General features: G+C 72.1%; 16 protein-coding genes. 14 read left to right on the top strand and 2 right to left on the bottom strand.

Annotated features, from left to right (window positions below):
• Nucleotides 1-34: 34 nt before the first annotated feature.
• Complete coding sequence (locus ACZ7LY_RS28830) at nucleotides 35-1,837, bottom strand: glycoside hydrolase family 15 protein (protein WP_471627682.1); 1,803 nt, start codon at nucleotides 1,835-1,837, stop codon at nucleotides 35-37.
• A 540-nt stretch (nucleotides 1,838-2,377) separates the two neighbouring features.
• On the opposite strand from ACZ7LY_RS28830, the gene ACZ7LY_RS28825 reads away from it, so the two are divergent.
• From ACZ7LY_RS28825 to ACZ7LY_RS28775, 11 genes are all read left to right on the top strand, one after another.
• Nucleotides 2,378-4,069, top strand: a complete 1,692-nt coding sequence (locus tag ACZ7LY_RS28825) for a CTP synthase (RefSeq protein ID WP_471627663.1) — start codon at nucleotides 2,378-2,380, stop codon at nucleotides 4,067-4,069.
• Nucleotides 4,070-4,159: 90 nt separating this feature from the next.
• Entirely contained in the window at nucleotides 4,160-4,789 is a 630-nt protein-coding gene (locus ACZ7LY_RS28820; protein WP_471627662.1) for an NUDIX domain-containing protein, read from the top strand.
• Nucleotides 4,790-5,187: 398 nt separating this feature from the next.
• On the top strand, nucleotides 5,188-7,266 hold the full coding sequence (locus tag ACZ7LY_RS28815) for a tetratricopeptide repeat protein (RefSeq protein ID WP_471627661.1): 2,079 nt from the start codon (nucleotides 5,188-5,190) through the stop codon (nucleotides 7,264-7,266).
• Nucleotides 7,267-7,411: 145 nt separating this feature from the next.
• Nucleotides 7,412-8,527 carry an alanine dehydrogenase gene (ald, locus tag ACZ7LY_RS28810; protein WP_471627660.1) on the top strand — a complete coding sequence of 372 codons (1,116 nt, stop codon included), beginning with the start codon at nucleotides 7,412-7,414 and terminating at the stop codon, nucleotides 8,525-8,527.
• Between the two features lie 350 nt (nucleotides 8,528-8,877).
• On the top strand, nucleotides 8,878-10,053 hold the full coding sequence (locus ACZ7LY_RS28805) for a ParA family protein (protein WP_471627659.1): 1,176 nt from the start codon (nucleotides 8,878-8,880) through the stop codon (nucleotides 10,051-10,053).
• Entirely contained in the window at nucleotides 10,038-10,658 is a 621-nt protein-coding gene (locus ACZ7LY_RS28800; protein WP_471627658.1) for a hypothetical protein, read from the top strand. The genes ACZ7LY_RS28805 and ACZ7LY_RS28800 overlap by 16 nt, the downstream gene beginning before the upstream one ends.
• A gap of 17 nt (nucleotides 10,659-10,675) precedes the next feature.
• Complete coding sequence (locus tag ACZ7LY_RS28795; protein WP_471627657.1) at nucleotides 10,676-11,710, top strand: segregation and condensation protein A; 1,035 nt, start codon at nucleotides 10,676-10,678, stop codon at nucleotides 11,708-11,710.
• Nucleotides 11,711-11,733: 23 nt separating this feature from the next.
• On the top strand, nucleotides 11,734-12,390 hold the full coding sequence (gene scpB / locus ACZ7LY_RS28790; protein WP_471627681.1) for an SMC-Scp complex subunit ScpB: 657 nt from the start codon (nucleotides 11,734-11,736) through the stop codon (nucleotides 12,388-12,390).
• Complete coding sequence (locus ACZ7LY_RS28785) at nucleotides 12,390-13,517, top strand: pseudouridine synthase (protein WP_471627656.1); 1,128 nt, start codon at nucleotides 12,390-12,392, stop codon at nucleotides 13,515-13,517. The genes scpB and ACZ7LY_RS28785 overlap by 1 nt, the downstream gene beginning before the upstream one ends.
• A gap of 152 nt (nucleotides 13,518-13,669) precedes the next feature.
• Nucleotides 13,670-14,494 (top strand): NUDIX hydrolase, encoded by an 825-nt coding sequence (locus tag ACZ7LY_RS28780; protein ID WP_471627655.1) that lies wholly within the window; start codon nucleotides 13,670-13,672, stop codon nucleotides 14,492-14,494.
• Complete coding sequence (locus tag ACZ7LY_RS28775) at nucleotides 14,491-15,483, top strand: ADP-ribosylglycohydrolase family protein (RefSeq protein WP_471627654.1); 993 nt, start codon at nucleotides 14,491-14,493, stop codon at nucleotides 15,481-15,483. Before ACZ7LY_RS28780 ends, ACZ7LY_RS28775 begins: the two co-directional genes overlap by 4 nt.
• Before the next feature lie 71 nt (nucleotides 15,484-15,554).
• Here the strand turns inward: ACZ7LY_RS28775 and ACZ7LY_RS28770 are convergent, their stop codons facing one another.
• Nucleotides 15,555-16,241 carry a nucleotidyltransferase domain-containing protein gene (locus ACZ7LY_RS28770; protein WP_471627653.1) on the bottom strand — a complete coding sequence of 229 codons (687 nt, stop codon included), beginning with the start codon at nucleotides 16,239-16,241 and terminating at the stop codon, nucleotides 15,555-15,557.
• A gap of 120 nt (nucleotides 16,242-16,361) precedes the next feature.
• On the opposite strand from ACZ7LY_RS28770, the gene ACZ7LY_RS28765 reads away from it, so the two are divergent.
• From ACZ7LY_RS28765 to ACZ7LY_RS28755, 3 genes are all read left to right on the top strand, one after another.
• Complete coding sequence (locus ACZ7LY_RS28765) at nucleotides 16,362-16,886, top strand: YidB family protein (protein ID WP_471627652.1); 525 nt, start codon at nucleotides 16,362-16,364, stop codon at nucleotides 16,884-16,886.
• Between the two features lie 119 nt (nucleotides 16,887-17,005).
• A complete protein-coding gene (gene aroH, locus ACZ7LY_RS28760) occupies nucleotides 17,006-17,368 on the top strand; it encodes a chorismate mutase (RefSeq protein WP_471627651.1) in 363 nt (120 codons plus the stop codon).
• A complete protein-coding gene (locus ACZ7LY_RS28755; protein ID WP_471627650.1) occupies nucleotides 17,365-18,450 on the top strand; it encodes a prephenate dehydrogenase in 1,086 nt (361 codons plus the stop codon). Before aroH ends, ACZ7LY_RS28755 begins: the two co-directional genes overlap by 4 nt.
• Nucleotides 18,451-18,606: the final 156 nt, after the last annotated feature.

The raw sequence follows: 18,606 nt of genomic DNA, 5'->3' as shown, positions 1-18,606 counted from the left end.
GATGCCCGACCGTACGGTGATGCCCGACCGCGCGTCAGCCGCCGTACGCGCCCGAGGACGTCAGGCGCAGGGCCGTGTCGATCAGCGGGACGTGGCTGAACGCCTGCGGGAAGTTGCCGACCTGGCGCTGGAGGCGCGGGTCCCACTCCTCGGCGAGCAGGCCCAGGTCGTTGCGGAGGGCGAGCAGCTTCTCGAACAGCTTGCGGGCCTCGTCGACCCGCCCGATCATCGCCAGGTCGTCCGCCATCCAGAACGAACACGCGAGGAACGCGCCCTCGTCGCCCGGCAGCCCGTCCAGGCCCGCGGCGTCGCCGTCCGTCGGGTAGCGCAGGATGAAGCCGTCCGGCGTGGACAGCTCCCGCTGGATCGCCTCGATCGTGCCGATGACGCGCTTGTCGTCCGGCGGCAGGAAGCCCATCTGCGGGATGAGCAGCAGCGACGCGTCCAGCTCCTTGCTGCCGTAGGACTGCGTGAAGGTGTTGCGCTCCTTGTCGTAGCCGCGCTCGCACACGTCCCGGTGGATCTCGTCGCGCAGCTCGCGCCAGCGCTCCAGCGGGCCGTCCGCGTCGCCGGACTCGATGAGCTTGATCGTGCGGTCCACCGCGACCCACGCCATCACCTTCGAGTGCACGAAGTGGCGGCGCGGCCCGCGCACCTCCCAGATGCCCTCGTCCGGCTCGTCCCAGTGGCCCTCCAGGTACCGGATCAGCTTGAGCTGGAGCAGCGAGGCGTAGTCGTTGCGGGCGAGGCCCGTCATGTGCGCGAGGTGCAGCGCCTCGGTGACCTCGCCGTACACGTCGAGCTGGAGCTGGTGCGCCGCACCGTTGCCCACGCGGACCGGGGCGGAGTTCTCGTAGCCGGGCAGCCAGTCCAGCTCGGCCTCGCCCAGCTCGCGCTCGCCGGCGATGCCGTACATGATCTGCAGGTTCTCGGGGTCGCCCGCGACCGCGCGCAGCAGCCACTCGCGCCAGGCGCGGGCCTCGTCGCGGTAGCCGGTGCGCAGCAGCGAGGACAGGGTGATCGCCGCGTCCCGCAGCCAGGTGTAGCGGTAGTCCCAGTTGCGGACGCCGCCGATCTCCTCGGGCAGCGAGGTGGTGGGGGCGGCGACGATGCCGCCGGTCGGCGCGTACGTCAGGGCCTTCAGCGTGATCAGCGAGCGGACGACGGCCTCGCGGTACGGGCCGTGGTACGTGCCGTGGTCCACCCACTCGCGCCAGAAGTCGAGCGTCGCCTCCAGCGCGCCCTCCGGGTCGGGCAGCGCGGGCTGGTCCTTGTGCGAGGGCTGCCACTGGATGGTGAACGCGGTCTTCTCGCCGGGCGCGACCGTGAAGTCGGAGTACGTCGTCAGGTCCTTGCCGTACGTCTCCGCGTCCGTGTCCAGCCACACCGAGTCCGGCCCGGCCACCGCGACCGTACGGCCGTCGACCTTGTGCACCCAGGGGGTGATCCGCCCGTACGAGAACCGCATGCGCAGCGTCGAACGCATCTGGACGCGCCCGGTCAGGCCCTCCACGATCCGGGTGAGCTGCGGCGCGCCGTCACGCGGCGGCATGAAGTCCGTCACGCGGACCGAGCCGCGTGAGGTGTCCCACTCCGACTCCAGCACGAGCGTGTCGCCCCGGTAGCCGCGGCGGGTCGCCGCCGGTGGTTCGGCGTCCGGCGCGTGCGCCGGCCCGAGGCGCCAGAAGCCGTGGTCCTCGGTGCCGAGCAGCCCGGCGAAAATGGCATGCGAGTCGAAGCGGGGCAGGCACAGCCAGTCGACCGTGCCGTCCCTGCAGACCAGCGCCGCGGTCTGCATGTCTCCGATGAGTGCGTAATCCTCGATGCGCCCGGCCACGTGCATCTCCAGTCGAACGGCCACGTACGCCCCCACGACAGAAGGGGCAATGGTCAAAGGGGGGTTTACGGAATGATTGATTCCGTCATCCCGCATACGTCGTTGTCAAACGATCTGACGAGCCGGTTGTTCCGGTGTGGACGCCGGCGAAGCGGACTTCGTGCTCCGAGGAAGGGTCGGGAACGGGCGGGGGGTGGTGCCGTTGTGACGCCGCTTCTGCGAGTGGCTCGCCAGCCGAGTGTCCGAGCAGGATACGACGGAGCAGGCTGATCCGCGTGCCGCTACGGGCAACGCGTCTGCGCCGAACGAGTGAGCGTCGGGTGAGGGGCTCGTGCGCCACCCCGCACGCCGTGCGACCTGCGTGGCGACCTGTACGCGGAGCGTGGCCGGAAGCGATCGGGCCGCGTCGCTGATACGCTGGTAGCCCGTGAGCCGGTGGTCATAGAACCCCCGAACCGCAGCGACGGCGCCTCCCCGCAGCACCGGGAGACCGCGCCGGTACGCAACCCAGACCGCGACCACGGGAGCCCCCTCTTGGCCATGCAGCCGCCCGCATTCCGAAACAGTGCAGCTTCGACGACCAAGCACATCTTCGTCACCGGGGGTGTCGCCTCCTCGCTCGGCAAGGGGCTGACCGCCTCCAGCCTCGGCATGCTGCTCAAGGCGCGTGGCCTCCGTGTCGTCATGCAGAAGCTCGACCCGTACCTGAACGTCGACCCGGGCACGATGAACCCCTTCCAGCACGGCGAGGTGTTCGTCACCAACGACGGCGCCGAGACCGACCTGGACATCGGCCACTACGAGCGCTTCCTCGACGTCGACCTCGACGGCTCGGCCAACGTCACCACCGGCCAGGTCTACTCGCAGGTCATCGCCAAGGAGCGGCGCGGCGAGTACCTCGGCGACACCGTCCAGGTCATCCCGCACATCACGAACGAGATCAAGCACCGCATCCGCCGCATGGCCACCGAAGAGGTGGACGTCGTCATCACCGAGGTCGGCGGCACCGTCGGCGACATCGAGTCGCTGCCGTTCCTGGAGACTGTCCGCCAGGTCCGCCACGAGGTCGGCCGGGACAACGTGTTCGTGGTGCACATCTCGCTGCTGCCCTACATCGGCCCCTCCGGCGAGCTGAAGACCAAGCCGACCCAGCACTCCGTCGCCGCCCTGCGCAACATCGGCATCCAGCCCGACGCCATCGTGCTGCGCTGCGACCGCGAGGTCCCGACCGCCATCAAGCGCAAGATCTCGCTGATGTGCGATGTCGACGAGGCCGCCGTCGTCGCCTGCCCCGACGCCCGCTCGATCTACGACATCCCGAAGGTCGTGCACGCCGAGGGCCTCGACGCGTACGTCGTCCGCAAGCTGGACCTGCCGTTCCGCGACGTGGACTGGACGACGTGGGACGACCTGCTCGACCGCGTCCACAACCCCGACCACGAGATCGTCATGGCCCTGGTCGGCAAGTACATCGACCTGCCCGACGCCTACCTCTCGGTGACCGAGGCGCTGCGCGCCGGCGGCTTCGCCAACAAGGCCCGCGTCAAGATCAAGTGGGTCACCTCCGACGACTGCAAGACGCCGGCCGGCGCCAAGAAGCAGCTCGGTGACGTCGACGCGATCTGCATCCCCGGCGGCTTCGGCGACCGCGGCGTGTCCGGCAAGGTCGGCGCGATCCAGTACGCCCGCGAGAACAAGATCCCGCTGCTCGGCCTCTGCCTCGGCCTGCAGTGCATCGTGATCGAGGCCGCGCGCAACCTGGCCGACATCCCCGACGCCAACTCCACCGAGTTCGACGCCGCCACCGGCCACCCGGTCATCTCCACCATGGCCGAGCAGCTCGACATCGTCGCCGGCGAGGGCGACATGGGCGGCACCATGCGGCTCGGCATGTACCCGGCCAAGCTCGCCGAGGGCTCCATCGCGCGCGAGGTGTACGACGGCAAGGAGTACGTCGAGGAGCGCCACCGTCACCGCTACGAGGTGAACAACGCCTACCGCGCCGAGCTGGAGAAGAAGGCCGGCCTCCAGTTCTCCGGCACGTCCCCGGACGGCAAGCTCGTCGAGTACGTCGAGTACCCGCGCGACGTCCACCCCTACCTCGTCGCCACCCAGGCCCACCCGGAGCTGCGCTCGCGCCCGACGCGCCCGCACCCGCTGTTCGCCGGGCTGGTCAAGGCCGCCGTCGAGCGCAAGACGAAGGCCGCCGCCGAGGGCAAGAAGGCCAAGTAGGAGCGCCTGCTCAGCGATGTACGGTTACCGGGGTGCGTGCCTTTCGAGGCACGTGCCCCGGTTTCTTTTGTACGTGGGAGGACGTTCCGCATGACGACGATCAAGGACACGGCCGAGCTGTGGGAGGTCCGGGAGACCGCGACGCCCTTCGTCGGCAACAAGACCTCCGTCCGCACCGATGATGTGGTCATGCCCGACGGGTCCGTCTCGCGCCGCGACTACCAGGTCCACCCCGGTTCCGTGGCCGTCCTCGCCCTCGACGACGAGGACCGCGTGCTGCTGCTCAAGCAGTACCGGCACCCCGTCGCCATGAAGCTCTGGGAGATCCCGGCCGGGCTGCTGGACGTGCCCGGGGAGAACCCCTTGCACGCGGCGCAGCGGGAGCTGTACGAGGAGGCGCACGTCAAGGCGGACGACTGGCGTGTCCTCACGGACGTGTACACCACGCCGGGCGGCTGTTCCGAGGCCGTACGGGTCTTTCTCGCGCGGGGGTTGTCCGAGGCGGACGGGGAGCGGTTCGAGGTCGAGGACGAGGAGGCGGACATGGAGTTCGCCCGGGTTCCGCTCGATGAGCTTGTGCGGGGGGTGCTGGCGGGGGAGTTGCACAACAACTGCCTTGTGGTGGGGGTGCTGTCGTTGCACGCGGCGATGTCCCTTGCCGGGGGTGGGGTCGACTCCCTGCGGCCTGCGGAGGCCCCTTGGCCGGCGCGTCCCTTCTAACTCCCCGGGGTTCCCGGGCGCGCGCCGCTTGCAGTGACCGTCCGCGCAGTTCCCCGCGCCCCTGGGGAGTTCTCCGGGTGAGGGCCCGCTGACCTGAACGTTGCGCAGTTCCCCGCGCCCCTGTCGGGGCCCAGGGGGGAGGTGGCGACGTAGTCGCCCCTCCAGGGGCGCGGGGAACTGCGCGCTCAGCCACGACGTGAGTCGACGACGAAAGACCACGGGCCGGCCCACTCACCTGGAGGTACGCCGGCTGGGCGAAACGCCGGTTGTCGGAAGATGCGCTGATCCGATTCGGTGACTTGTCGGCGCCGCCCACCCAGAACACCCGCCCACCCTCAACTACGCTCGGAACCGCCCCGCCGACCCCCGGAGGGGCAGGGTGAGACGGAGCGTGGCCCGTGGCGCAGCAGGCGGTCGAGTCGAACGACGTGACGGCGATCGAGTCGTCCCGCACCCCCGTGAGGCCCCGTCACTTCCTCGGCCGCCGACGCGAGTTGAAGGAGCTGCGCGCCGACATCGAGCGCGCGGGACTCGACACCCTGTCAGGACGGAAGTCCCCCCGCGCCCGCGTCCTGCTGATCGCCGGCCGCCCCGGCACCGGCCGCACCGCCCTCGCCGAGGAACTCCTCGCCCAGATCGCCGACCGCTACCCGGACGGAGTCCTGCGCACCCGGCTCAGCGCCCCGGACGGCACCCCCGTACCGACCGAACGCGTCGCCCGCGACCTGCTGAACGCGCTGAAGCTGCCCGCCCCGGCCGGGGAGTGCGCCGACGACCTCACCGAGCGGCTGCGCGAGGGGCTTTCGCTGCGCAAGGTCGTGCTGCTGCTCGACGACGCCGGCACCGCCGAACAGGTCGATCCGCTGCTCCCCGACACCCCGGACTGCCTGGTCGTCGCGGTCGCCGAGGGCCCCCTGACCGGCATCCCCGACGTACGCCCCTGCACGCTGGGCGGCCTGGACACCAAGGCGGCGCTGGAACTGCTGTCCCGGCACACCGGTTCCGTACGGATCACCTGCGACCCGCGTTCGGCGGAGTCCCTGGTCGAGCTGTGCGGGGCGGAGCCGGCCGCGCTGGAGATCGCCGGCGGCTGGCTCGCCGTACGGCCGAAGGAATCCGTCGCGGACCTGGCCAAACAGGTGCACGCCATGGACGGCGACGGGCCCGCGCTCGCCCGCGTCTTCCGGCACACGTACGCGTCCCTGCCCGCGCCCGCCGCCCGGATACTGCGGTATCTGTCGCTGGCGCCCGAGGGGTACGTCGATCCGCACATGGCCTCCGCGCTGGCCGGCTGCTCGGTCTCGGCGGCGCACACCACGCTGGACGACTTCGTGAAGCTCGGCCTCGTGCGTGCCGTCGACTCGGCGCTGCCGCAGTACGAGGTGCCCGGCTGTCTCGTACCGCTGCTGCGCGGACTGACCGACACGCAGGACCGGCCGGCCGAACTCCAACTGGCCCGCGCGCGGATGCTGGAGCGCACGGTCAGGCTGCTGAGTTCGTGCCGCGCGGTCACCGAACCGGAGGGCTCGCCCGCCCGCAAGAAGCTCGCCGGGCTGCCGAGCGCCCTGCGTTTCGCGCGCCCCGAGGACGCGGCCGACTGGCTGGAGGCGCGCCGCCCGAGTCTGCTCGCGGCCGCCCGACTGGCCGTCGCGGACGGGGAGTTGGACACGCTCGCCCGGCGGCTGATGGCCGCGCTCGTACGGGCGATGGTCGCGCACCGCACGACCGAGGAGGCCGCCCCCGACCTGTACGGCATCCACCGGCTCGTGCTCGACGTGGCCGAGCGGCGCGACCTGCCCCGCGAGAAGGCCGCCGCCCTGCTCAACCTCGCCGACCTGGACGCGAGCACCGGCCGCACCGAGGAGGCCCTGGCCCGCTACCGGGCCGCGCTGGACGCCGGGCGGGCGGCGCGGGACCCGTACGCGACGGGCCGGTCGATGGAATCCGTAGGCGGCGCGTACCAGGAGCTGGGGGACTGGTACCGGGCCGCCGACTGGTACGGGCGCGCGCTCGCCCAGCGGCTCACGCGCGGCGAGCGCGTGGACGCGGCGCGGCTGCACGGCCGGCTCGCCACCGTGCACACGTACGCGGGCCGCTACGGCGAGGCGATGCGCGGCTGGCGTTCGGCGGCGGCCGGGTACCGCAAGGAGGGCGATGTCGCCGCGCAGGCACGGGCGTTGAGCGAGCTGGCGCGGGTGCAGGAGTACGCGGGCCGGCCCGAGGAGTCGCTGCTGACCTGCCAGGAAGCGGTCGAGTGGGCGCGGCGCGCACGGGACGTACGACTCCAGGCGGCGTTGCAGGTGCGGCTCGCGGACACGCTGGAGCGGCTCGGCGACCCGGCGGCGGCCAAGCTGCACCGGAGCGCGGCCGAGCGGATGCTCGGCGACGAGCTGGCCGCCGCCGGGGCCGCGGAATCGATCCCTTCGGAACACGCCGCAAACACCTGCGAAATCCGTAGTGCATCCGCAGAAGATTGATGCAACGAAAGGCTAGACAGCTCGAAAACCTTCATTAGACTGGCTCCGCTGCGTTCGTTCGCGGTGTCCCCCGGTGTGCCTGCGAGCACACTGGTATGTAGTGCATTGCCCGAAACATCCCCAGAGCCAAGGACCGTGATCGACGATGAAGGTCGGCATCCCCCGCGAGGTCAAGAACAACGAGTTCCGGGTGGCCATCACCCCCGCCGGCGTGCATGAGCTGGTGCGCCACGGCCATCAGGTCTTCGTCGAGCAGAACGCCGGTGTCGGCTCCTCGATCACGGACGACGAGTACACGGCTGCGGGCGCCCAGATCCTCGGCACCGCCGACGAGGTGTGGGCCACGGCCGACCTGCTGCTGAAGGTCAAGGAGCCGATCGCGGAGGAGTACCACCGCCTGCGCAAGGACCAGACCCTCTTCACGTACCTGCACCTGGCCGCCTCCAAGGAGTGCACGGACGCGCTCCTGGAGTCCGGCACCACGGCCATCGCCTACGAGACGGTCGAGACCGCGAACCGCGCGCTCCCGCTGCTCGCCCCGATGTCCGAGGTCGCGGGCCGCCTCGCCCCGCAGGTCGGCGCCTACCACCTGATGGCCGCCAACGGCGGTCGCGGTGTCCTGCCCGGCGGTGTCCCCGGCGTGCACGCGGGCAAGGCCGTCGTCATCGGCGGCGGCGTCTCCGGCTGGAACGCCGCGCAGATCGCCATCGGCATGGGCTTCCACGTGACCCTGCTCGACAAGGACATCAACAAGCTCAAGGAAGCCGACAAGATCTTCGGTACGAAGATCCAGACGGTCGTCTCCAACGCCTTCGAGCTGGAGAAGGCATGCCTGGACGCCGACCTCGTCATCGGCGCCGTCCTCATCCCCGGTGCGAAGGCCCCGAAGCTCGTCACCAACGAGCTGGTCTCCCGTATGAAGCCGGGAAGTGTCCTTGTCGACATCGCCATCGACCAGGGCGGCTGCTTCGAGGACTCGCACGCCACCACGCACGCCGAGCCGACCTTCAAGGTCCACAACTCGGTCTTCTACTGCGTCGCCAACATGCCCGGCGCGGTGCCCAACACCTCGACGTACGCGCTGACCAACGCCACGATGCCGTACATCGTCGAGCTGGCGAACCGCGGCTGGGTCGAGGCCCTGCGCCGCGACCCGGCGCTCGCCCTGGGTCTCAACACCCATGACGGCAAGGTCGTTTACAAGGAGGTCGCCGAGGCCCACGGCCTGGAGCACGTCGAGATCGAGACGCTGCTCGGCTGACCCCGCCCGGCGACGTCAACGAGAGTCGTCAATCTCACGCCTACGGCCGGACCTTGCGAGGGGTCCGGCCGTAGGCGTGCGGGCACGCGCGAGGGCCGGACTTGGTCAACTCGCCGCGAACGTAACCCTTTAACCGATTCGCGCCCCCGCGAAACGCGCCGAAGGATCGCCGCACGCCCTTGACATGAGGACCTTCGATCCTTCCCGAAGTGCCGACGCATCGTGCCGGGTCCGGCGGATTGTGTTGCTGCGGAGCGGTGACACGCCATAGAGTCGCCAACCGTCGGCATGGTGCCACGCTGACCTATCGATAAATGTTCCTGGTCACATCCAAGGAGGTAAGACGACTTGTGAATGAGTCGACATTTACTCCCGGAGGTGGCCAGCCAGACGGACAGGGACCCGGGCTTCAGGCTGTCGGCTCCGTCGCTGTGCGTACCTTCGCGGCCCACCAGAGCGGCTACCAGAGCAGCCCCCACAAGACGCCGACGCAGACAGCACACCAGAGCATGGATGGCCATCACGTGAACGCCATGGCCGGCGACCGAAGCGGCGACACACACAGCCACTTCGCCGACTACGACGAACTGCCCGAGGGGCACTTCTACGACCCCGACGCCGAGTACGAGCCCGACCCCGAGTACGCGGCCACGCTCGCCCCCGACGCTGCCCGCCAGCGCCGCGAGCGCATCGGTCCGACCGGGCGTCCGCTCCCGTACTTCCCGATCCCAGGACCGCTGACCGACCACGGCCCGGCGAAGATCATCGCCATGTGCAACCAGAAGGGCGGCGTCGGCAAGACCACGTCGACCATCAACCTGGGTGCCGCGCTCGCCGAGTACGGCCGCCGTGTCCTGCTCGTCGACTTCGACCCGCAGGGTGCCCTGTCGGTCGGCCTCGGCGTGAACCCGATGGAGCTCGACCTCACGGTCTACAACCTGCTCATGGAGCGGGGCATGGCCGCCGACGAGGTCCTCCTGAAGACCGCGGTCCCCAACATGGACCTGCTCCCCAGCAACATCGACCTGTCGGCCGCCGAGGTGCAGCTCGTCAGCGAGGTCGCGCGCGAGTCCACGCTCCAGCGGGCGCTCAAGCCGCTGATGGCCGACTACGACTACATCGTGATCGACTGTCAGCCCTCACTCGGCCTGCTCACGGTCAACGCGCTGACGGCCGCTCACAAGGTCATCGTCCCGCTGGAGTGCGAGTTCTTCGCGCTGCGCGGTGTCGCGCTGCTGACGGAGACGATCGAGAAGGTCCAGGAACGGCTCAACCCCGACCTGGAGCTGGACGGCATCCTCGCCACGATGTACGACTCGCGCACCGTCCACAGCCGCGAGGTCCTCGCGCGCGTGGTCGAGGCGTTCGACGATCACGTCTACCACACCGTGATCGGGCGTACGGTCCGCTTCCCGGAGACCACGGTCGCCGGTGAGCCCATCACCACGTACGCCTCGAACTCGGTCGGTGCCGCCGCCTACCGTCAGCTCGCCAGGGAGGTGCTCGCCCGGTGTCACGCCGAGTGAGTCTGCCCGGGGCCGACGAACTGTTCCGTACGACCGGGGGCATGGCACTTCAGGCGTCGTCACCGAGGCGCGCGGCGAACAACGGCGAGGCACGCGTGCCGAACCCGGCCGGTGAGAGCGACGAGGCCGCGGCCTCGTCGGCCGCCGACCAGGACGCGGGGGCCGAGGCGGCGCCCGCGGGCTCCGCGCCCGACGCCCCGGCCGGGGGCGCCTCCGGTGAACACACTGCCGCGCACGCCGAGTCGGAGTCCGGTTCCCGCAGCCGGGGCGGCGCCGCCGAGGGCGCGGACAAGCCCGCCCGGCGCTCGCCCGCGGGGGCGCAGGAAGGTTCTGCCACCTCTCGTGGCACGGCCCCCGCGCGCCGCAGGGCCCGCGCCGCCAACCGGCGGCCGAGCGGACGTGAGCGGCACGACGAGAAGATCACCGTGTACGTCTCCGCCGAGGAACTGATGGACCTGGAGCACGCGCGCCTGGTGCTGCGCGGCGAACACGGGCTCGCCGTCGACCGCGGCCGGATCGTGCGCGAGGCGGTCGCCGTGGTCCTCGCCGACCTGGAGTCCCGCGGGGACGCGAGCATCCTCGTACGACGCCTGCGCGGACGGTAGCGGTAGCCTCCGGCCTTGTGCCTGTGAACGATTACTCCGCGCCACCGTCCGACCGGGGCGCGCGCCGGCGCGCCCTGGGACGGGGGGCGCTCGCGGCACCCCCCGACGGGCGGGCACCCGCCGATCCCGGGGCGGCGCCCGCCCCGGACGAGCCCGCGCCGGACGTGCCCGCGGCCGGTGCCGAGGTGCCCGCGCCCGTCGAGGCCGACGCCCCGCCCGCCGGGGACGCGGCCGGTGCCGAGGGTGACGGGAAGTTCACGGTCCGGCTGGCGAACTTCGAGGGCCCCTTCGACCTGCTGCTCCAGTTGATCTCGAAGCACAAGCTGGACGTCACCGAGGTCGCCCTGTCGAAGGTCACCGACGAGTTCATGGCGCACATCCGCGCGATGGGCCCGGACTGGGACCTCGACCAGACCACGGAGTTCCTGGTCGTCGCCGCGACCCTGCTCGACCTCAAGGCGGCCCGCCTGCTGCCCGCCGCCGAGGTGGAGGACGAGGCCGACCTCGCGCTCCTTGAGGCCCGCGACCTGCTGTTCGCGCGGCTGCTCCAGTACCGCGCGTACAAGCGCGTCGCCGACATCTTCAGCGAGCGGCTGGAGGACGAGGGCCGCCGGCACCCCCGTACCGTCGGCCTCGAACCGCACCACGCGGAGCTGCTGCCTGACGTCGTCATCAGCATCGGCGCCGAGGGGTTCGCCCGGCTGGCGGTGAAGGCCATGCAGCCCCGGGCCAAGCCCCAGGTGTACGTCGAGCACATCCACGCCCCGCTGGTCAGCGTGCAGGAGCAGGCCGGGCTCGTGGTGGCGCGGCTGAAGGAGCGCGGCGAGGTCTCGTTCCAGGAGCTGGTCGCCGACACCGACGACACCCTGACCGTTGTCGCCCGCTTCCTCGCCCTGCTGGAGCTGTACCGGGAGAAAGCGGTCGCGCTCGACCAGGAGAGCGCCCTCGGCGAGCTGCTGGTGCGCTGGACCGGTGACGACGCGGGGGAGCCGGTCGTCACCGACGAGTTCGACCGGGCGCCCGAGCCCGTGAAGGAGGAGAGCGAGCGGTGAGCGAAGCGACGGACGTGACCACGATGGCGGGGCTCGACCTCAAGCCCGCCCTCGAAGCCGTGCTGATGGTGGTGGACGAACCGGCGACCGAGCGGCACCTGGCGAAGATCCTCCAGCGCCCCGAGCGGGCGGTGGCCGACGCGCTGCGCGAACTGGCCGACGAGTACACCGTGCAGCGCCGGGGCTTCGAGCTGCGGCTCGTCGCGGGCGGCTGGCGGTTCTACACGCGGCCGGCGTACGCGGAGGCCGTCGAGGCGTTCGTCCTGGACGGGCAGGTGGCGAGGCTCACCCAGGCGGCCCTGGAGACGCTGGCGGTGGTCGCGTACCGCCAGCCGGTGAGCCGTTCGCGGGTCTCCGCGGTGCGCGGGGTGAACTGCGACGGCGTCATGCGGACCCTGCTCCAGCGGGGTCTGGTGGAGGAGGCGGGCGCGGAACCCGAAACAGGTGCGATCCTGTACAGGACGACGAACTACTTCCTGGAGCGGATGGGCCTGCGCGGTCTGGACGAGCTGCCGGAGCTGGCGCCCTTCCTCCCCGAGGCGGACGCGATCGAGGCGGACACGCTGGAAGGGGTCCCGTCGTTCGATCCGGACGCGCCCGACGCGCCGGACACGAGATACACCCGGCACATCGAACAGACCCAGTACACCGAGCACACAGGCGACCAGACGGAACTTTGATGCGAAGCAGCAGCGGCAGGAACAGCAGCGGAAACAACGGCGGGAGCCGTGGTGGCAACAGCGGCGGCCGCGGCGGGAACGGCGGCGGCCGCGGTGACCACCGTGGCGCCGGCAACAACCGCGACGACAAGCAGGGCAGCGGGCGCCCCAGCAAGCCCCGCCCCGAGGAGCGGCGCTACGACGTAGGCCCGAACGCCTCGCATGAGGGCCCCAAGGCGGGCCGTGGCGCGTCGGCGCGCGGCGGTGCCAAGGGCGGCCCCAAGCGCGGCCAGCAGTCCACGGGCCGCGGCCGTACGGCTCCCTCGCGTTCGCGTGAGTTCGAGACGCGGGCCGAGGAGCGCAACCGCGAGCGCTACGCGGGCAAGAAGGAGGTCAAGCTCCCCAAGACCTTCCCGGGCGCCGAGCAGGAGGGCGAGCGGCTGCAGAAGGTGCTGGCCCGCGCCGGTTACGGCTCGCGCCGCGCCTGCGAGGAGCTGGTCGACCAGGCCCGCGTCGAGGTCAACGGCGAGATCGTCATCGAGCAGGGGCTGCGCGTCGACCCGGAGAAGGATGAGATCAAGGTCGACGGGCTGACCGTGGCCACGCAGTCGTACCAGTTCTTCTCGCTGAACAAGCCGGCCGGTGTCGTCTCCACGATGGAGGACCCCGAGGGCCGGCAGTGCCTGGGCGACTACGTGACCAACCGCGAGACGCGGCTGTTCCACGTGGGCCGGCTGGACACCGAGACCGAGGGCGTCATCCTGCTCACCAACCACGGTGAGCTGGCGCACCGCCTCACGCACCCCAAGTACGGCGTGAAGAAGACGTACCTGGCGCACATCGTGGGCCCGATCCCGCGCGACCTGGGCAAGCAGCTCAAGGACGGCATCCAGCTGGAGGACGGCTACGCGCGCGCCGACCACTTCCGCGTCGTCGAGCAGACCGGCAAGAACTACCTCGTGGAGGTCACCCTGCACGAGGGCCGCAAGCACATCGTGCGGCGGATGCTGGCGGAGGCCGGGTTCCCGGTCGACAAGCTGGTCCGGGTCTCCTTCGGCCCGATCACCCTGGGCGACCAGAAGTCCGGCTGGCTGCGCCGCCTGTCGAACACGGAGGTCGGCATGCTGATGAGGGAAGTCGACCTCTGAGCCGGCCCGGTAGCTGAGGCGCGCGGACCGCTTGCGGGTGGCGTAGAGCGCTTGCGGGTCGCGTAGACCGCCGGCGGTTCGCGCCGACCTCTTGTCCGTGGCGACCCCCTCCCTTTAAGGTCTAGTAGACCAAAAAGAGAGGGGGTCGCCGCATGTCCACCGACGAGCACACCGCGTCAGCCGACGAGAACACCGGGTCCGCCGCGGGCGCCGGCGGTGCGGGCGTCACGCCGTACGACAAGGCGGGCGTCACGCCGTACGACAAGCACGCCTTCGAGCCGTTCGCCGTCACCGTCGATCTGGCCGTCTTCACGCTGCGCGCCGGGCGGCTGCACATCCTGCTCGTCGAGCGCGGCCAGGCCCCCTACGCGGGCCGCTGGGCGCTGCCCGGCGGATTCCTCGCGCCGGACGAGTCCGCCGAGAGCGCCGCCCGCCGCGAACTGGCCGAGGAGACCGGCCTCGCCGACGTCGCCGGGCTCCACCTGGAGCAGTTGCGCACCTACAGCGAGCCGGGCCGCGACCCCCGTATGCGGGTCGTCTCCGTCGCCTTCGCCGCCCTCGTCCCCGACGCCCCGCAGGCCCGCGGCGGCGGTGACGCGGCCCAGGCCGCCTGGCTGCCGTACGGGACCCAGGGGCCCCTCGCCTTCGACCACGACCGGATGCTCGCCGACGCCCACGAACGGATCGGCGGCAAGCTGGAGTACACCTGCCTCGCCACCGCGTTCTGCCCGCCCGAGTTCACCCTCGGCGAGCTGCGCCAGGTCTACGAGGTGGTCTGGGGCACCGAACTCGACCCCGCCAACTTCCGCCGCAAGGTGCTCGCCACCCCCGGCTTCGTCGACCGCGTCCCCGGCGCCTCCCGGCTCACCGGAGGCCGCGGCAAGCCCGCCGCGCTGTACCGGGCCGGCGGCGCGAGCGCCCTGCACCCGCCCCTGCTCAGACCCGCCCCCGACCCCGTGGAAGGACCCCGCCGATGACGAAGACCGCCGCCACCGGATCGCTGCTCGGCCTCGCGCTCGGCGACGCCCTGGGCTTCCCGACCGAGTTCAACGACGTACCCGCGATCCTCGCCAAGTGCGGGCCCTGGCGCGAGATGGAACTGCCCGGCCCGACGGCCTGGGTCACCGACGACACGCAGATGGCGCTCGCCGTCGCCCGCGCCGGCGCCCCCGACGACCCCGAGCGGTACGCCGGCGCCCTGCGGGAGCGGTTCATCGCCTGGAACCGCTCCCCGGACAACAACCGCGCGCCCGGCACCACCTGCATCACCGCCTGCGAACTCCTGGAGGACGAGCACCGCGACTGGCGCGACGCGAGCCGCGTGCACTCCAAGGGCTGCGGCGCCAACATGCGCGTCACCCCGCTCGGCCTGCTGCCCGGCCTCGACGACGACCGGCGCGCCGGGGCCGCCCAGCTCCAGTCCGCGCTCACCCACGGCCACCCCACCGCCCTCGCCGCCGGCGACCTCACCGCCCGCGCCACGCACCTGCTCGCCCAGGGCGCCGACCCCGCCGGACTCGTCGGACGCCTGCGCTCGTACGCCCTGGAGAACCGCACCCGGTACCGCGCCGACTGGCTCGGCGACCTGTGGACCCGCTCCCAGGACGCGGGCCCCGAGCAGTTCATCGCGCGCGGCTGGGACGAGTGCCTGGCCGTCCTCGAACGCCTGGAGGCCGCGCTGCGCACCGCCAACCCCGAGACCGACCCCTGCCTGGCCACCGGCGCCGGCTGGATCGCCGAGGAGGCCCTGGCGACGGCACTGCTGTGCTTCCTCCAGTTCGTCGACGAGCCGGTGCTCGCCCTGCGCCGCGCCGCCTGCACCTCCGGCGACTCCGACTCCATCGCGGCCCTGACCGGCGCCTTCGCGGGCGCCCACCTCGGCGCCGACGCCTGGCCCGAACCCTGGACGACCCGAGTCGAACACCACGACGAACTCCGTGACCTGGGGGCCCGCTGGGACGCGTGAGGGGCCCGGGCGGGGCGTCGCGGGGCTGGAGGTAGCGGGGCCGGTGATCGGGGGGGGCGGGGAGCTGACTGTCAGCAGGCCGAGCGGCGGCGGACCTTGTGGAGGAAGCGTTCCACTTGGGGGAGGTCCGGGGTGGGTGGGAGCGGGGAGTGGGGGAGGGCCGCGTCCGTCTCGGTGATCAGGCGGGCGATGCGGGACTCCACCTCCGGCCACGCGACCTCGCCGCGCTTCACCGCGAGCAGGGACGCGCGGTGCTCGCTGACGTCGACCCGCAGTTCCCCGGTGCGCAGCAGCTCGCGGCACGTGAGCAGCAGGCGCAGCAGATGCATGGCGTGCTTCCAGCGCGGGGCGCCGTGCGCGCGGGTGTCCGCCTCCAGCTTGCGGCGCTGGGCCGCCGCGTACCCGGTGAACGTGGCGTGGACCCGGCGGGAGAGGAACGCCCCGCGCAGCGCCAGCAGTTCGCGGCCGGTGGCGTCGGCGTACTCGACGAGCGGGGAGTGCAGGCACTCCAGGATGTTGGGGTTGCCGCGCAGGGCCAGCTCGCAGAAGCGTTCCAGCTCCCAGGAGAACTGCTCCGGGGCCGGGCCCTCGATGTGCGTCGGCGGCTTCTGGAAGCGCCAGAACAGGGGCGTCGGCGCCACGTACACGCCCCGCAGGTCCGTGTCGCTGTCCTCCGTCGCCAGGCCGAAGGCGCGCGAACCCATGACGCAGGCGTACACGGTGTGCTCGCGCACCAGGAAGTCGGACTCGGGTTCCATCGGGCGAGCGTACGGCGGGCGCGCCCGCTCCGCGCAGCGGTTTTCCGGCGCCTCCACCGCTCCGCGCCCGGCGTCTGGCCCGCGCGGGGCCGTGCCGAGTGGCGGGCGGGTGCGGTTCGGGTGACATTGGGGGCGGCCCGGGCCGGGCGCCCACGCGCTGCCCGCGCCGACCCCTCGTACGTCCCGAAAGGCGTGACCATGGCGAGCAACAACGGCGGACCCGACCTCGGCAGCCTCCTCGGCGGGCTCCTCGGCGGCGGCAGCGGGCAGGGCGGCGGCAGCGGCTCGGCGGGCAGTGTGCTCACCGCCCTGCTCGCCGCCTTCACCAAGGGCCAGAGCGGCTCCGCGGGCGGCAACCCGCTCGGCGGCCTCCTCGAGCAGATCACCCGGTCCGGACTGGTCAGCAAGGAGCAGATCGACTCCTGGGTCGGCAAGGGCGACAACCAGGCCCTCACCCCCGACCAGGTCAAGGACGCCCTGCCCGACGTCACGCTCCAGAAGGTCGCCGCCGAGTCCGGCGTCACGCCCGACCAGGCCGCCCATGACATCGCCGGCGCCCTGCCCACCGCCGTCGACAAGCTCACCCCCGACGGCGAGGTCCCCGGCCTCACCCTCGACGAACTGGTCCGGCAGCAGAACATGTGACTCAGCCCGGTGCGCGGCGTCCGGCTGTCTCGGCAGGCGGGCGCCGCGCACTCGCGCGTACGGGCCGAACTACGCTGGTCACCTCAGACACGTACGCAGAGGGATCGAGGAGAGACACCGTGGCGGTACGAGCGGTCCGGGGCGCCGTCCAACTGAAGCGGGACGAGGCCGCGCACATGGACGAGCAGGTCAGCGCGCTGCTGAAGGCCGTCATGGAGCGCAACGGACTGACCGGCGACGACCTGATCTCCATCTGGTTCACGGCCACGCCCGACCTGCACAGCGACTTCCCGGCCGCCGCCGCCCGCAAGCTCGGCATCGTCGACGTGCCGCTGATCTGCGCCCAGGAACTCGACATAGCCGGCGCCATGCCACGCGTCGTCCGCCTCCTCGCGCACGTGGAGACCGACCGGCCCCGCGCCGAGATCGCGCACGTCTACCTCGGCGCCGCCGCCGCACTCCGCAAGGACATCGCCCAGTGAGAACCGCACTCGTCATCGGCACCGGCCTCATCGGCACCTCCGCCGCCCTGGCCCTCGCCTCGCGCGGCGTCACCGTGCACCTCGCCGACCACGACCCCGCGCAGGCCCACACCGCCGCCGCGCTCGGCGCCGGCACCGACGAGGCGCCCGGGGGACCCGTCGACCTGTGCGTCGTCGCCGTGCCGCCCGCCCATGTCGCCGCGACCCTCGCCGACGCCATGCGCGGGGGCGCCGCCCGCGGCTACCTCGACGTCGCCAGCGTCAAGGGCGGCCCGCGCCGGGACCTGGAGGCGCTCGGCCTCGACCTGACCGCGTACATCGGCACGCACCCGATGAGCGGCAGGGAGCGCAGCGGACCGCTCGCCGCGACCGCCGACCTCTTCGAGGGCCGCCCCTGGGTCCTCACCCCGACCCGCGACACCGACACCGAGGTCCTGAACCTCGCGCTGGAACTGGTCGCCCTGTGCCGGGCCGTCCCCGTCGTCATGGACGCCGACGCCCACGACCGGGCCGTCGCCCTCGTCTCCCACATGCCGCACCTCGTCTCCAGCATGGTCGCCGCCCGCCTGGAGGGCGCCGAGGAGACCGCCGTACGCCTGTGCGGCCAGGGCATCCGCGACGTGACCCGCATCGCCGCCTCCGACCCCGGCATGTGGATCGACATCCTCTCCGCGAACCCCGGCCCGGTCGCCGACCTCCTCGCCGACGTCGCGGGCGACCTGGAGGAGACCGTACGGGCGCTGCGCTCCCTGCAGTCCTCCGACGACGACAAGCGCCGCGCGGGCGCCGACGGCGTCGAGACCATGCTCCGCCGGGGCAACGCGGGCCAGGCCCGGGTCCCCGGCAAGCACGGCGCCGCCCCCGCCGCGTACGAGATCGTCGCCGTCCTCATCTCCGACCAGCCCGGCGAGCTGGCCCGCATCTTCGCCGACGCCGGTGCCGCCGGGGTCAACGTGGAGGACGTCCGCATCGAGCACGCCACCGGTCAGCAGGCCGGTTTCGTCCAGCTCATGGTGCAGCCGGCCGCCGCCCCCAAGCTGGCGGCGGCGCTGCGCGAGCGGGGCTGGGCGATGCGCCAGTAGGCGGGCTGTACGAGAGACCCCCGGGCGGGCTCCCGTGCGGGCTTCCGGGAGGGCTCCCGTGCGGGGGGTTCGGGCGGGCTCCCGTGCGGGCCGTGGGCGGGTCCTGGGCGGGCTTCCGGGCGGCCGTAAGAAGGGCTCGCGGGAGCCAGTAACCTT

It is taken from the genome of Streptomyces sp. NPDC107550, from assembly GCF_055639095.1.
This window is presented reverse-complemented; position numbering and strand designations above follow the sequence as displayed.